The 13,998-nt window shown below is 62.0% G+C and carries 14 protein-coding genes and 1 pseudogene; 5 read left to right on the forward strand and 10 right to left on the reverse strand.

Features of this window, described 5'->3' with window-relative positions; genetic code table 11:
* Window positions 1–28 precede the first annotated feature (28 nt).
* The gene (locus DTP52_RS22565) at window positions 29–322 is read left to right on the forward strand and encodes a DUF1330 domain-containing protein (RefSeq protein WP_109755318.1); all 294 of its coding nucleotides are present in this window, start codon (window positions 29–31) and stop codon (window positions 320–322) included.
* 6 nt (window positions 323–328) lie between these two features.
* Here DTP52_RS22565 and DTP52_RS22570 read toward each other — a convergent pair whose 3' ends face one another.
* From DTP52_RS22570 to DTP52_RS22600, 7 genes are read right to left on the reverse strand one after another with little or no spacing between them, the layout of a single operon-like run.
* Window positions 329–892: an NUDIX hydrolase gene (locus DTP52_RS22570; RefSeq protein ID WP_109755319.1), complete on the reverse strand. Its 564-nt coding sequence runs from the start codon at window positions 890–892 to the stop codon at window positions 329–331.
* A gap of 1 nt (window position 893) precedes the next feature.
* The gene (locus DTP52_RS22575; RefSeq protein WP_109755320.1) at window positions 894–1,646 is read right to left on the reverse strand and encodes a GntR family transcriptional regulator; all 753 of its coding nucleotides are present in this window, start codon (window positions 1,644–1,646) and stop codon (window positions 894–896) included.
* Between the two features lie 60 nt (window positions 1,647–1,706).
* Window positions 1,707–2,111: a carboxymuconolactone decarboxylase family protein gene (locus tag DTP52_RS22580; RefSeq protein ID WP_109755321.1), complete on the reverse strand. Its 405-nt coding sequence runs from the start codon at window positions 2,109–2,111 to the stop codon at window positions 1,707–1,709.
* A gap of 46 nt (window positions 2,112–2,157) precedes the next feature.
* Window positions 2,158–2,643, reverse strand: a complete 486-nt coding sequence (locus DTP52_RS22585; protein WP_109755322.1) for a flavin reductase family protein — start codon at window positions 2,641–2,643, stop codon at window positions 2,158–2,160.
* A gap of 12 nt (window positions 2,644–2,655) precedes the next feature.
* Window positions 2,656–4,137, reverse strand: a complete 1,482-nt coding sequence (locus DTP52_RS22590) for an aldehyde dehydrogenase (protein ID WP_109755323.1) — start codon at window positions 4,135–4,137, stop codon at window positions 2,656–2,658.
* Window positions 4,134–4,967 (reverse strand): alpha/beta fold hydrolase, encoded by an 834-nt coding sequence (locus DTP52_RS22595; protein WP_109755324.1) that lies wholly within the window; start codon window positions 4,965–4,967, stop codon window positions 4,134–4,136. Before DTP52_RS22595 ends, DTP52_RS22590 begins: the two co-directional genes overlap by 4 nt.
* Window positions 4,968–5,012: 45 nt before the next feature.
* On the reverse strand, window positions 5,013–5,603 hold the full coding sequence (locus tag DTP52_RS22600; protein WP_042728218.1) for an amino acid synthesis family protein: 591 nt from the start codon (window positions 5,601–5,603) through the stop codon (window positions 5,013–5,015).
* A 734-nt stretch (window positions 5,604–6,337) separates the two neighbouring features.
* On the opposite strand from DTP52_RS22600, the gene DTP52_RS22605 reads away from it, so the two are divergent.
* Genes DTP52_RS22605 through DTP52_RS22615 form a run of 3 tightly spaced genes read left to right on the forward strand, consistent with a single transcriptional unit; the run spans window position 6,338 to window position 9,495 of the window.
* Window positions 6,338–7,747, forward strand: a complete 1,410-nt coding sequence (locus DTP52_RS22605; RefSeq protein ID WP_003201697.1) for a circularly permuted type 2 ATP-grasp protein — start codon at window positions 6,338–6,340, stop codon at window positions 7,745–7,747.
* 3 nt (window positions 7,748–7,750) lie between these two features.
* Window positions 7,751–8,701 carry an alpha-E domain-containing protein gene (locus DTP52_RS22610; protein ID WP_003201699.1) on the forward strand — a complete coding sequence of 317 codons (951 nt, stop codon included), beginning with the start codon at window positions 7,751–7,753 and terminating at the stop codon, window positions 8,699–8,701.
* A complete protein-coding gene (locus DTP52_RS22615) occupies window positions 8,698–9,495 on the forward strand; it encodes a transglutaminase family protein (protein WP_109755325.1) in 798 nt (265 codons plus the stop codon). Before DTP52_RS22610 ends, DTP52_RS22615 begins: the two co-directional genes overlap by 4 nt.
* A 201-nt stretch (window positions 9,496–9,696) precedes the next feature.
* Here DTP52_RS22615 and DTP52_RS22620 read toward each other — a convergent pair whose 3' ends face one another.
* Both DTP52_RS22620 and DTP52_RS22625 read right to left on the reverse strand, forming a co-directional pair.
* The gene (locus tag DTP52_RS22620) at window positions 9,697–10,548 is read right to left on the reverse strand and encodes a CAP domain-containing protein (protein ID WP_109755326.1); all 852 of its coding nucleotides are present in this window, start codon (window positions 10,546–10,548) and stop codon (window positions 9,697–9,699) included.
* Window positions 10,549–10,742: 194 nt separating this feature from the next.
* Window positions 10,743–11,516 (reverse strand): L-iditol 2-dehydrogenase, encoded by a 774-nt coding sequence (locus DTP52_RS22625; RefSeq protein ID WP_109755327.1) that lies wholly within the window; start codon window positions 11,514–11,516, stop codon window positions 10,743–10,745.
* A gap of 246 nt (window positions 11,517–11,762) precedes the next feature.
* Between DTP52_RS22625 and DTP52_RS22630 the strand changes: the two are divergent.
* Window positions 11,763–12,664, forward strand: a pseudogene (locus DTP52_RS22630) (helix-turn-helix domain-containing protein).
* Window positions 12,665–12,675: 11 nt separating this feature from the next.
* On the opposite strand, the gene mhpT reads toward DTP52_RS22630, so the two are convergent.
* The gene (gene mhpT, locus DTP52_RS22635) at window positions 12,676–13,887 is read right to left on the reverse strand and encodes a 3-(3-hydroxy-phenyl)propionate transporter MhpT (protein ID WP_109755328.1); all 1,212 of its coding nucleotides are present in this window, start codon (window positions 13,885–13,887) and stop codon (window positions 12,676–12,678) included.
* Window positions 13,888–13,998: the final 111 nt, after the last annotated feature.

Here is a 13,998-nt window from a genome sequence, read left to right on the forward strand (position 1 = left end):
ATAATACGAAACAAGCCGAGAGGTCACTATGAAGGCGTACTGGATTGCTCATGTGGATGTCACCGAGTCCGATCAATACAGCCAATACACCCAGCGGGCGCCAGCGGCGTTTGCTCAGTACGGTGGTCGGATGCTGGCCCGGGGCGGGCGCAGCGAGGCGATGGAGGGCAGGGCTACGCCACAACGCAGCGTGGTCATCGAGTTCGACTCATACGAGCAGGCACTGGCCTGTTATCACTCAGAGCAGTATCAGGCGGCGAAGGAACATCGCGAGGGTGTGGCACGGGCCGAGGTGATCATCGTCGAGGGCGTGGCGCCTTGAAGCCTGTCAGCGGATGAAATGGATCTTGCCGCTGTCGTCGTTGCCGATGTAGATGCCATAGACCCCGGCCTGGCGTTCCTCGATATAACGTTCGAGGATCTGGCGGATGGCCGGGTAATAGATGCTGTCCCAGGGAATGTCCTGGGGGGCGAAGAATTTGTAGTCGAGGGTTTCCGGCCCGTACTGGCCAGTGATCTCCAGGGCTGTGGCGCGGAAGATGATGTACACCTCGCTGATCTTCGGCACACTGAAGATCGAGTAGGGCGAGACAATTTCCGCGCGCACGCCGGTCTCTTCCCAGACCTCCCGCAGCGCCGCGTCCTCGGTGGTTTCGCCGCCTTCCATGAAGCCGGCCGGCAATGTCCAGGTACCGGGGCGCGGTGGGATGGCGCGCTGGCACAACAGGTACTTGCCGTCCTGCTCGATGATGCAGCCGGCAATGATCTTCGGGTTGACGTAATGGATGTAGCCGCAGCCGCCGCACATCAGTCGCTGGTGGGTATCGCCCGCTGGCAGGCGGTGACTCAGGTCACTGCCGCCACACTTTGGACAAAAGCTCGGGCTGAACATCTCAGCGACCTATACGGGGTTCTTTCAGGGCGATGGGCGCCGTGATTTCAGGGATATCACCGGTTTCTTCCTGCTGGCGCTTGAGGTACTCCAGGGCAACCTTGGCAGCGGCGCGTACATGGTCGACGCACGCCTGGTGGGCAGCCAGGGGATCGCCGCTCTTGATGGCCTCGACCATGCGTTCCATTTCCTGGTTGCTGCTGCCGCGACGGTTTTCCTGGGACACCGATGTGGCCCGCAAGTAACTGATGCGGGCCTGCAACTGACGCAATTGGGTGGCGGCGACATGGTTGCCGGAGCCTTCGAGCAAGACGTCGTAGAAGCCTTGCACCGAATCGATGACTTGTTGCAGCTCGCCATCCTTGAGGGCCTTGCGGTTTTCCTCGAGGGCTTTTTCCAGGGCCTTGATGTCCTTGGCCTTGGCCCGCAGGGTGAAGAGCTGGACGATCAAGCCTTCGAGCACGCAACGCAATTCATAGATGTCGCCGGCATCGGCCAGGGTGATGATCGCCACCCGTGGGCCCTTGGCATCGGCGAATTCCACCAGGCCTTCGGATTCGAGGTGGCGCAACGCTTCGCGCACCGACGTGCGGCTCACGCCCAGGCGATCGCACAGGTCGCGCTCGACCAGGCGATCGCCTGGCAGAAGCTGGAAGTTCATGATGGCGCTTCGCAGCTTATCCAGCACGATCTCGCGCAGGGTAACGGGGTTGCGATTGACCTTGAAGCTGTCGTCGAGTGGCAGGCGTTTCATGGGGTCCGCTCTGTAATATGGCTGTCCATGCCAAACGGGCAACATCCGTGCACGTTCAGATCAAACAGCCGAGGGTTGACTGGAGGCCTCGGCGTCGGCTTCGGCGAAGGCTTCACGGGCAAGCCGGAAACTGTCCACGGCAGCCGGGACGCCGCAATAGATACCGACCTGAAGCAGAATTTCGCGTATTTGCTCACGACTCAAGCCGTTACGCAAGGCGCCACGCACATGCAGCTTGAGTTCATGGGGGCGATTGAGCGCCGAGATCATCGCCAGGTTAATCATGCTGCGTTCCTTGAGGGACAAACCCTCTCGACCCCAGACATGGCCCCAGCAGTATTCGGTGACCATTTCCTGCAAGGGGCGGGTGAAGTCGTCGGCGTTCTCGATGGAGCGTTGCACATAAGCCTCGCCCAGCACCTGAGTGCGGATCTTGAGGCCTTGTTCGTATTTGTCGTTGCTCATGGGGCTGCCTGAAAAAGTGGATGAACCTGTGGGATGTGTATAGCCATCAGGCCAGTGCCGGTAGCGGGCCCAGCTTGCCCTTGTGGTAGATCATCGGTGTGACCGGTTGCTCGGGCAGGATCAGGTGCTTCACCGCGCCAACGATGATCGCGTGGTCGCCGCCATCGTATTCGCGCCACAGTTCGCATTCGATAATCGCCGTGGCCTTGCTAAGCAGCGGGTTGCCCAGTTCGCTGAGGTGCCAGTCGATACCTTTGGCCTTGTCCTTGCCTTTGCCTGCAAATGCGTAGGCTTCGGCGGTCTGGTCAGCCGAGAGCAAATGAATCGCGAACTGCTTGCTGTCGCGCAGGATCGGGTAGGTGTCGGAAGCGTAGTTGGGGCAGAACAGCACCAGTGCCGGGTCGATCGACAGCGCGCTGAACGCACTGGCGGTGATGCCGACGATATTCCCGTCCGGGTCCAGGGTGGTGACCACCGTGACGCCGGACGGGAAGGAGCTCATGACTTCTTTGTAGATGCCGGGTTCGATCATTTCTCAGGACTCCTAGCGCATCACGAACGGATCAGGCATTGGCGCCTGGGAAAGATTGATCCACACCGTCTTCAGTTCGGTATAAGCCAGCACCGAATCGATGCCGCTTTCGCGTCCATAGCCGCTGTTCTTGAAACCGCCGATAGGCGCCATGGCCGAGACCGCACGATAGGTGTTGACCCAGATGATCCCGGAGCGCACGTCCCGGGCCAGGCGATGGGCGCGGCCCAGGTCGCGGGTCCAGATACCGGCGGCGAGGCCGAACTGCGAGTCGTTGGCGATTGCCAGGGCTTCGGCTTCGTCCTTGAAACGGATGACCGAGGCCACCGGGCCGAAGACCTCTTCCTGCATGATCTTCATCGAGTTGCGGTCGCATTCGAACAGGGTCGGTTCATAGAACCAGCCGTCCCCCAGGTTCTGTGGACGCTTGCCGCCCAGGCGCAGGCGGGCGCCTTCGGCGATGGCGTCGGCCACCAGGCTTTCGACCACGGCCAGTTGCTGGGCGGTGGCCATGGGGCCCATTTCGCTGGCGTCTTCCTGCGGGTTGCCAATGCGGATGCGCTGGGCCCGTTCGACCAGGCGCGCAACGAATTCGTCGTAGATTTCCTCCTGCACCAGCAAGCGCGAACCGGACACGCAGCTCTGGCCGGATGCGGCATAAATCCCGGCAATCGCCCCGTTGATGGCGCTGTCGAGATCGGCGTCGGCGAAGATAATGTTCGGTGATTTGCCGCCCAGTTCCAGCGACAGCTTGGCGAAGTTTTCCGCGCTGCTGCGCACCACATGCCGGGCCGTGGCAGCGCCGCCAGTGAAGGCGATCTTGCGCACCAGCGGATGGCGGGTGAGGGCGGCGCCGGTGCTCGGGCCGTAACCGGTGACGACATTGACCACGCCCGGCGGGATCCCCGCTTCCAGGGCCAGGCGCGCCAGCTCCAGAATGGTCGCCGAGGCGTGCTCGGACGGTTTGATCACGATGGTATTGCCCGCCGCCAGCGCCGGGGCGAGCTTGATCGCTGTCAGGTACAGCGGGCTGTTCCAGGGAATGATCGCCGCGACCACACCCATGGCTTCGTGCACGGTGTAGGCAAACAGGTCTGGCTTGTCCAGCGGCAGGGTGCCGCCTTCGAGCTTGTCGGCCAGGCCGGCGGTGTAATGGAAAAACTCCGGCAGATAGCCGACCTGGCCACGGGTTTCGCGGATCAACTTGCCGTTGTCGCGGCTTTCCAGCTGGGCCAGCTGTTCTTTGTTTTCGGCGATCAGATCACCCAGGCGACGCAGCAGTTTGCCGCGAGCGGTGGCGGTCAGGCCGCGCCAGGCGGGGCTATCGAAAGCGGTTTGCGCCGCCTGCACGGCGCGCTCGACATCGGCTTCGTCGGCGTCAGGCAGCTCGGCCCAGGGCTGGGCCAGGGCCGGATTCAGGCTTTCGAAGGTTTTGCCGGACAAGGCATCGACCCATTCACCGCCGATGCACATCGAAAAGCGTGCGAGTGTCATGCAACGATCCCCTTTATCTGGTTGTGTCGGGCGCTTGCCGTGTCGAGAAACGTCAGCAGCAACTGGTTGACCAGGCGCGGCGATTCCACCGGCATCATATGCCTCTGCTCGGCGAGCACGGCAACGGTGGCGCCTGGAATTCGCTCGGCCAACTGCCGGGCCATTTCCGGCGTCGAGCCGGGGTCCAGTTCGCCGGTGGCGATCAGCGTCGGGACCTGGATGTCGCCCAGGTCATCGGCGCGGTACATGTCCTGGGTGGCGAACAGTTCATAGGTGGTCAGGTAGCCCTGGGGATCGTTGCCTGCCAGGGTCTGGCGCAGCGCGGCGATCTGCGCCGGGTTGGCCGCCTGGTATTCACGGCTGAACCAGCGCGACAACGCCGCCTCGGCATTGGCGTCCGGGCCATGTTCGGCGGCTTGGGCGGTACGGGCGATGACCCCGGCGCGCTGTTCGGCGCTGCGGTTGAACACGCTGTTGAGCACCACCAGGCCTTGCAAGCGCTGTGGGTAATGCAAGGCAAACGCCCGGGCCACCAGGCCGCCCATGGAGAAACCGATCACCGTCGCTTGAGGCAGTTGCAAATGATCGAGCAGTTCCAGCAACTGGTCGGCGTAGCCCTGCAGCCCGGTACCGCTTTGCGGACGCGGGCTGGCGCCATGGCCGAGCATGTCGTAGGCAATCACCTGGTATTGCGTGGCCAGGCCAACGACCTGGCCGCCCCACATTTCTTTGTTCAGGCCCACGCCGTGGATCAAGACCACGGGTTGGCCTTGGCCGGTTGCCAGGAAGCTGGTGCCGGCCGGGGTGAGTTCAGCGGTGAGCCGAATCATGGAGCGCTCCTGCATGCCTTTTTTATTGTGGTTGCCCAGGCTGGATCACTGCGCATTCTCGGCGGCCAGTTCTTCCAGGTCGATGTAGCGGTTGCCGATACGCGGGTGCAGGCGGCCGCCATCGGCGCAGCCCAGTACCACGACGATTTCGTCGGCACGCGGGGCGTCTTCAATCTGCATTTCCAGGGTGATGTAGTGCGAGCGCAGGCCTTCGTCGTCCTTGTGCATCATCGGGATCTGGATCGACGTGCCCGGGCCGCCGCGCTTGTTGGTGAAGCTCAGGTAGCTTTTGGCCTTGACCGCTTCACGGTAGTGGTTGCCAAAGCGCAGGGTGTGGATCACGGCGGAGGCATGCTCGATTTCGCCGTCGGCACCCACCACGGCGGCTTTGCCATAGGCTTCGATCTTCTGCGCACCACCGATGATGCCCACCAGGCGCTCGACCATCAGTGCGCCGAGGTCGGAGCAGTTGGCGCGGATTTCCGGCTTGAGGTCTTCGACGAAGCCGCGACCCAGCCAAGGGTTTTTCATCACCACCGCCAGCCCGACCATGGTCACCGGTTTGTCGGTGGCCTTGCCGCCTTCGATAAAGGTTTCTTCGACATAGCTGACGATCTTGCGGATTTCGAAACTCATGGGCTGCTCCTGGGCGGTGAATAAATCTATGCGTATGATGGTATACCATAATACTGTCGACGCAAGTGCTGCTATTGAATTTGTGCGAAGGGAGGCGACGGAAGGCTGAAGGCTGGAGGTGCTGAGGTTGCTGCGGGATCGACGCGCTCGCTCTTGTGGCGAGGGGATTTATCCCCGCTGGGTTGCGAAGCAGCCCCATGATCTATCAGCTACTGTCATGTGTCAGATAGGACGCAGGGGGGGGCTTCGCAACCCAACGGGGATAAATCCCCTCGCCACAGGTGAAATGTGTATCTGCAGCGAATGGGTATAAATTTCCCCATTTCAGGGCATCCGGCGGCGGCTACCCACCTTCTTGCACCGATTCGACCCGTTCCGGGGCATGTAGGGAAAAGCTGAAATAAACGTTTCAGCCTTTAAAGAGGCTTTTGTCGCAGAAATGAAAACAAATTTCGCCATGGCGCACTTTTAAGGCGTTTTTTCCAAGCTGGATCCGATTCGCTGCGCTTAGGCACAGCCTTTGCTACCGCTTCAAGGAAACCCAACCTATAGGAGCCATGCATCACGCGAATTTAACCAGGGGGCGCACGTCATCCAGACGCAAAGGCCAGACCAGAGACCCATGCCTATCGAGGTGCTCAGAGAAACAGGGCTCATTAAAGCAAAGCAAGGCCGGACCATTGGAATGACGAAGTGATAAGAAATGCCGTGTAGAACGCGGCTGGGAGTTGGCTATGCCCCACGCTTTTTTTAATGAAATGTATGACGCGAAGGGTGACTGCCGCCCGCATTACCAAGCCTTCTCACGCTGGTTGGCGGACACGCCGCTTGAACTGCTTGAACAACGCCGCCGCGAAGCCGACCTGCTGTTCCACCGAGCCGGTATCACTTTCACCCTCTACGGAGACGAGCAGGGCACTGAACGGTTGATTCCGTTCGACATCATTCCTCGCAGCATCAAGGCCAGTGAATGGCAGATGGTCGAGCGGGGCTGCATTCAGCGGGTCCAGGCCCTGAACATGTTCCTGGCCGACATCTACCACGGGCAACACATCCTCAAGGAAGGCATCATTCCTCCCGAGCAGGTGCTCGCCAACGAGGGGTATCAGATCGCGATGCAGGGCCTGAACCTGCACCGGGGCATTTATGCCCATATCGCTGGCGTCGACCTGGTTCGCGACGGTGACGGCAGCTACTACGTGCTGGAGGACAACCTGCGCACACCCAGCGGCGTGAGCTACATGCTCGAAGACCGCAAGATGATGATGCGCCTGTTCCCCGAGCTCTTCGCCGCCCAGCGCGTGGCCCCTATCGATCATTACCCGAACCTGTTGCTCGACACCCTCAAGAGCTCAAGCCCCCTCGAAAATCCCACCGCTGTGGTGCTGACCCCGGGGCGCTTCAACAGTGCCTATTTCGAACATGCGTTCCTCGCCCGCGAAATGGGTGTGGAGCTGGTGGAAGGTGCCGATCTGTTCGTGCGTGACGACCACGTCTACATGCGTACCACCGCCGGCCCTCGGCAGGTGGATGTGATTTATCGTCGCCTTGACGATGCCTACCTCGACCCGCTGTCGTTCAACCCCGATTCGATGTTGGGCGTGCCGGGGCTGATCGCCGTGTACCGTGCCGGCAATGTGGTGCTGGCGAACGCGGTCGGCACCGGCGTGGCCGATGACAAGTCGATCTACCCGTACGTCGACGAGATGATCCGCTTCTACCTCACCGAAGAACCGATCCTGAAGAACGTGCCCACCTGGCAGTGCCGCAAGCCCCAGGACCTGTCCCATGTGTTGGCCAACCTGCCTGATCTGGTGGTCAAGGAAACCCAGGGCTCCGGCGGCTACGGCATGCTGGTCGGGCCGGCCGCCAGCGCGGCGGAGATCGAAGATTTCCGCGCACGCCTCAAGGCCCGTCCCGAAGCCTATATCGCCCAGCCGACCTTGAGCCTGTCCACGTGCCCGACCTTTGTCGAGAGCGGCATCGCGCCGCGCCATATCGACCTGCGCCCATTCGTGCTGTCGGGCAAGGAAACCCGCCTGGTGCCTGGCGGGCTGACCCGCGTGGCGCTGCGCGAGGGCTCGCTGGTGGTGAACTCGTCCCAGGGCGGCGGCACCAAAGACACTTGGGTCGTGGAGGACTAAGACATGCTTTCAAGAACTGCTTCGGACCTCTATTGGATGTCCCGCTACCTGGAGCGCGCCGAGAACCTGGCGCGCATGCTTGAAGTCAGCTATTCGCTGTCGCTGATGCCCCAGGCCGGGCGCAGCGACGGCCATGCCGAGCTGGCGATGTCGTTGCTGGCCGCCGGTACGCTGGACGACTACAACGCCCGTTATGACGCGCTCAACACCGAGCGTATGCTGCATTTCTTCGCACTGGATGAAACCAACCCCGGCAGTATCTACAGCTGCCTGCGGGCGGCGCGGACCAATGCCCACGCGGTGCGCGGACGCATCACCGCCGACATGTGGGAGAACATCAACGCCACCTGGCTGGAAATGCGCAACATCGCCAGCAATGGCCTGGGCCGCTACGGCATCAGCCATTTCTGCGAGTGGGTCAAGGAACGTTCGCACCTGTTCCGTGGCGCGACGTCGGGTACGATCATGCGCAATGACGCTTATTGTTTCATTCGCCTGGGGACCTTTATCGAGCGGGCGGACAACACCCTGCGCCTGCTGGATGCGCGTTATGAGATGTTCGGCGAGGAATCGGAGGAGGTCAGCGACAACTCGGCCCGCGGTTATTACCAGTGGAGTGCCTTATTGCGCGCGCTGTCTTCGTTCGAGGCGTTCAACGAGATCTACCGCAATGCGCCCAACGCCGAGCAGGTCTCGGAGATGTTGCTGTTGCGCGCCGATGTGCCGCGCTCGCTGCATGCCTGTATCGAGGAACTGGACCATATCCTCGCCAGCCTGCCGGGCAACAACGGTCGGCCGGCGCAACGCCTGGCCGCCGAACTGAATGCGCGCCTGCGCTATTCCGGGATCGACGAGATCCTCGCCTCGGGCCTGCATCAATGGTTGACCGACCTCATTGGCCAGATCCGTCACTTGGGCCAGACCGTTCATGAGTCTTATCTGGAGGTCGTATGAAACTGTCCATACGCCACGACACCACCTACAGCTATGCCGATGAAGTCTGCACCAGCATCCAGTTCCTGCGCCTGACCCCCAAGGACAGCCAGCGCCAGCGCATCCTTGAATGGCACTTGGAGCTGCCGCGCCTGGTGCGCAGCCAGATCGACCCTTACGGCAACATCCTGCACGTGATGACCATGGACGAGCCCCATGGGGCTTTGGTATTGACGGCCTATGGCGAGGTGGAAATCCATCAGTCGATAGCGATGGAGCCGGACAACCAGTCGCCACTGCCGTTTTTGCGCACCAGCCGCCTCACCCAGGCAGATGAGACCCTCAGCGCCTTCGCCGTCGAGCAATGCGCAGGCCGGCGCGATCGTTCGGCCTTGACCGATCTGATGAATGGGCTGGCGGCGCGGATGCCTTACAGTCCCGGCACGACAGCGGTCAACAGTACCGCCGCCGAGGCGTTTGCCGGCGGGGCGGGGGTCTGCCAGGACCATACTCATGCGTTCCTGGCCTGCGCCCGCAGCCTGGGCATTCCCGCGCGCTATGTTTCCGGCTATTTGTGCACCGACGATGAAAGCCATCTGGCAAGCCATGCCTGGGCCGAAGCCTGGCTGGATGACGGCTGGTACAGCTTCGACGTGACCAACCGCCTGACTGTTCCCGACCGCCACCTGAAGCTGGCGATCGGCCTGGACTACCTCGACGCCTGCCCGGTACGCGGCATGCGCCGCGGCGGTGGTGCGGAGCAGATGCAGGCGCGGGTGCAGGTGAGCTCGATGGTGCAGGTGCAGCACCAGTAGCCGGGGAAGCCTGAAGGATTGTTCTGTGAATTCGGCCATGAACCTTTCTTTCAGGCAGCTTCGCTTTCATCTTGATCGCCAAAACCTCAACGACGCCAGTACCGGCATTGAGGTCGATGGCGTACCGCATCGTTCCCATGAACACCCAAAAAACCTTGTGGGGGCGAGCCTGCCCGCGATGGCGACGGCTCTGCCACCGCGCTATTGGGTGCCAAACATCGCCGTCCAATAAATCCCTGCATCGCTTTTCGGATCGGTCGCATACCCGGCGCCCAACTCGCGGAACTGCGGGTTCATCAGGTTGGCGCAATGCCCGGGGCTGGCCAGCCAGCCGTCCACCACTTTCAGGGCCGTGTCCTGCCCGGCGGCGATGTTTTCGCCGATCAACTGGCCGAGATAGCCCGCCAGTTCGGCGCGGTCGCCCGGCATGCGGTTGTCACGGTCCTTGTGATCGAAGAAATTGTTGTTGGCCATGGCCCGGGTGTGATTCACGGCGGCCAGGGCCAGGGTGGCGTTCCAGGCCAGCGGTGTGGTGGCGGCGAAGGCTTCGGTGCCGCAACGGCGCGGCTGGGCACGGGCGCTGTTGATCAGTTTCAGCAGTTTCTGGCCCTCGGCTTGCCAGTCGCCCAGGCGCGCCGACAACAGGGGGCGTGCCAGCACAATGCGCCATTCGCGATCCAGGCGGCTGACGCCAATGTCGACGAATTGCGGGTCGAGCACCACCTGGCAGAAGCTTTCCTGGACGGCTTTCATGGCCGATTGCGCGTCGCGCGGCCCGGACAGGCTGATGGCCTGCACGTTGACCATTGGATAGGCCGCCCGCGCCAGCGCCTGCTGCAAGTCGCCGATGCCATTGGCCGACAGGATCAGCCGCGAATCCATCGCCAGCGGTGGCAACTCCAGCGAGGCCTGGCCGGCACAGCTTTGGGACTGGCTGCGGTAAAGGTTGATGGACTCGACCAGCTGTGTCTCTTCGGTGGCTGTGGCACTGGTGGTGAACACCAGGCCCAGCGACAGCACGACAAGACCCATGACGGATGAAATGGCACGCATGTAAATCTCCCTTGAGCGGACGGCGCCTATGATGCGCAATTTTTGCCCCGCTGGGGCAACGGTATTCACGCTCTCTTGAAATCCCTTGGAACGGCACCGTTGGGTAGCGTTCGGGATGATCCTCAAGTAGTGGGATCAATTTTCCGGCGAATAAGTCCATTTCCGTCCTTTCAAGGCCATAAAAACGCGGATTATCAGCTCATCCAGTTACCGCCATCGACGTTGTAGGTCTGCGCCACTACGTATTCGCTCTCCGCCGAGGCCAGGAAAATCGCCATTCCGGTGAGGTCCTGCGCAGTCCCCATCCGGCCATACGGCACTTGCTGCCCGACCTGACGCTTCTTTTCCCCCAGCGGCAGGTTTTCGTGGCGAGCGAACAGCGCATCCACGCCATCCCAATGTTCGCCATCCACCACGCCGGGGGCGATGGCGTTGACGTTGATCCGATGCTTGATCAAGTCCAACCCGGCGGACTGGGTCAGGCTGATCACCGCCGCCTTGGTGGCGCAATAGACCGCCACCAGGGCCTCGCCACGCCGGCCGGCCTGGCTGGCCATGTTGATGATCCGCCCGCCATGGCCCTGGCGGATCATCTGTCGCGCCGCCGCCTGCAGGGTGAACAGCGTGCCGGCGACGTTGATGGAAAACAGCCGCTCGTAGCTCTGGCGCGTGATCTCCACGATGGGCGCCAGGTCGAACAGCGCGGCGTTGTTGATCAGGATATCCAGCTTGCCTGCCCGGGCCACCACCGCCTCGATGGCCTGGTCGATCGAGGCCTGGTCCGTCACGTCCATTTTGACCGCATAGGCGCTGTTGCCCAGCTCGACTGCGGTAGCCTGGGCCCGCTCGAGGTCGATATCGGCAATCGCCACCGTGGCGCCTTCGTTGATATAAGCCTGGGCGAACGTCCTGCCGATGCCACGGGCGGCACCGGTTACCAGGGCACTTTTTCCTTCCAGTCGTTTCATGGGATTGTCCTATTGTTGTGGGGCCGTGGCGTCGGGCGGTGCTGCCTGTCTGCAATGGCAAGCCGATTACACCAACGCCCGTGGAGGCCGACAAACGCAGGGAGGATCACGAGTTGATACTTTTTTAACGCTCGTCAGTGCGCCAGGCGCAGGTTAAAAAAGTATCGGCGGGCGGTCAGGCCAAGACTGGCGAACGGCTGCGCACTCGGCGTAAGGTGCCTGCTATAACGCTAAAAGAGGCGCGACATGCCTGATCACCGAACGCCCCTGTTCGAGCAGCGACCCGCCGAACTGGAAGTCATTCTGCCCGAGCCCGAACACAGTTTTCGCTGGTACGAGCATGACTACCCGTACCCGATGGCGCGCCGGAACCATCACCCTGAATTTGAAATCCACCTGATCCGCCAGGGTAGCGGCAGACTGTTGGCGGGCGACTACATTGGCCCCTTTGGTCCAGGCCATGTAGCGATGATTGGCCCGCATTTGCCCCACGACTGGATGGGGGACCTGGCGCCGGGCGAGCACCTGCCCGGGCGCGACGTGGTGTTGCAGTTCGATGGCGCGACGCTGCTGACCTTGCGCCGAACGCTGCCCGAACTGGGGGATCTGCAGGGGCTGTTCGAGCGCGCCCGCCGAGGCCTGGCCTTTGGCGCGATACGGCGTTGCAAGCCGCGCACCTGCTGCAAGCCATCGGCCCGGCCCAGGGGCTGGCGCGGTTGACGCTGTTCCTGGAGCTGCTCCACACCCTCAACCAAGCCCCTGTCGACGAAGCTTTGAGCCTGGCGAGCCCTTGCTACGCACCGACGCTGGATGCGCGCAGTTCCGAGCGCATTCACAAAGCCTTCGAATACCTGCAAACCGAACTCACCGGCGACCTGCGCCTGTCGGTGATCGCCCGTCAACTGGACATGAGCGAACCAGGCTTCTCGCGGTTCTTCAAACGCATCACCGGACACGGCTTCATCGACTTGATGCGCAAGCTGCGGGTCCAGCGCGCCTGCCGCTTGCTGTTGCAGAGTGAAATGCCGGTCACTGATATCTGCTTTGAAGTGGGCTACAACAACCTGTCCAACTTCAACCGACATTTCCGCATCGAGATGAACCAGACGCCGAGTGAGTATCGGCGCGGGGCTTTGTCGTTCAATTGAAACCGTAATGCTCAGCGGGCAGCCTGCGCCTCACCCACCGGCACCGCACGCGCCATCACGCTGATCGCTGCCACAGTCGCAATCAGCAGCCCCGGCGATGTCGCGAGCAGCACCCCAGTCGTCCCCGCTCCGGCGGCCAGAATCTGCCCCGCAGCCAAAGGTCCGGCGACCGACCCCAGGCGCCCGATAGCCACCGCCGCGCCGACCCCCGTCGCACGTACGGCCGTAGGGTAGGCGGGCGGTGCCAAGGCGTAGAGTACCAATTGCGCCGCCATGACGAACAACCCGGCGGCAAAGCCGGCGATCGCCATCGGCACGATACCGACTGACAACCCGACGCCGGCCAATGCGCTCAGTAGCCCGGCATAGACGAACAACACCACCTTGATGCCGTTGCAGCGGTCCAGCAACAGCCCCCCGAGCAATGAGCCAAGGGTTCCGCCGATATTGAACAGCATTTGCACCAGGCCGGCTTGAGGCTTGCTGAACCCTTGTTCGAGCAACAACGATGGTAACCAGTTGAGCAGCATGTACATCACCGTCAGGGTGAAGAAATAACTCAGCCAGAGCGCCAGGGTCGTGTGACCCCGACCTTCACCAAACAGCGCCTGGCCGGTGGAGCCGCGCAGTGGCGCGCTGGCGCCCTGCACCTGGCGAAAGGCGCTGGACTCGGGCAACCACAGCAACATCAACGGCACCACCAGCAGCGGCGCCAGCCCGCCGATGAAAAAGGTCATTTGCCAGTGTTCACCAAACAGCATGGCAACCACCGCCGCCAGCGCGCCACCCAACGGCACACCCGCGTACATCACACTGATCGCCGTGCCGCGCCGTTGCTCGCCCACGGCTTCGGCACACAATGCGATGAGGTTGGGCAGGGCGGCGCCCAGGCCCAGGCCGGTCATGAAGCGCACCAGCAGCAGGCTGGAGAACTGTTCGACATACGCGGTGCTGAGGGAAAACACGCCGAACAGCAGGACCGCAGCGATGAGGATCTTCTTGCGGCCGATGCGATCGGCAATCCAGCCACCAAAGAACGCCCCGGGCAGCAGGCCGATGATCCCGGCGCTGAATACCCAGCCCATCATTTTCGGGTCCAGGGCAAACGTCTGTCGCAAACCGGCGGCGGCAGTGCCGGCCGATTGCAGATCGAACCCCTCGATCAACGCAACGATAAAACACAAGGCGATGGTCAGCGTCGCACGACGCGCCGGACTGTTCATGGCAAATCCCTCTTATTGTTTTTGTCTGTGGAGCACCGGTAACGGGGGAAACCGGCAGATGAATTAAGATTAACAAAGCTAACTAAAAAATGAATCGCCGCGAGCTGGCGG

The sequence above is a fragment of the Pseudomonas sp. 43mfcvi1.1 genome (assembly GCF_900115935.1).
GTDB classification, from domain to species: Bacteria; Pseudomonadota; Gammaproteobacteria; order Pseudomonadales; family Pseudomonadaceae; genus Aquipseudomonas; species Aquipseudomonas bijieensis.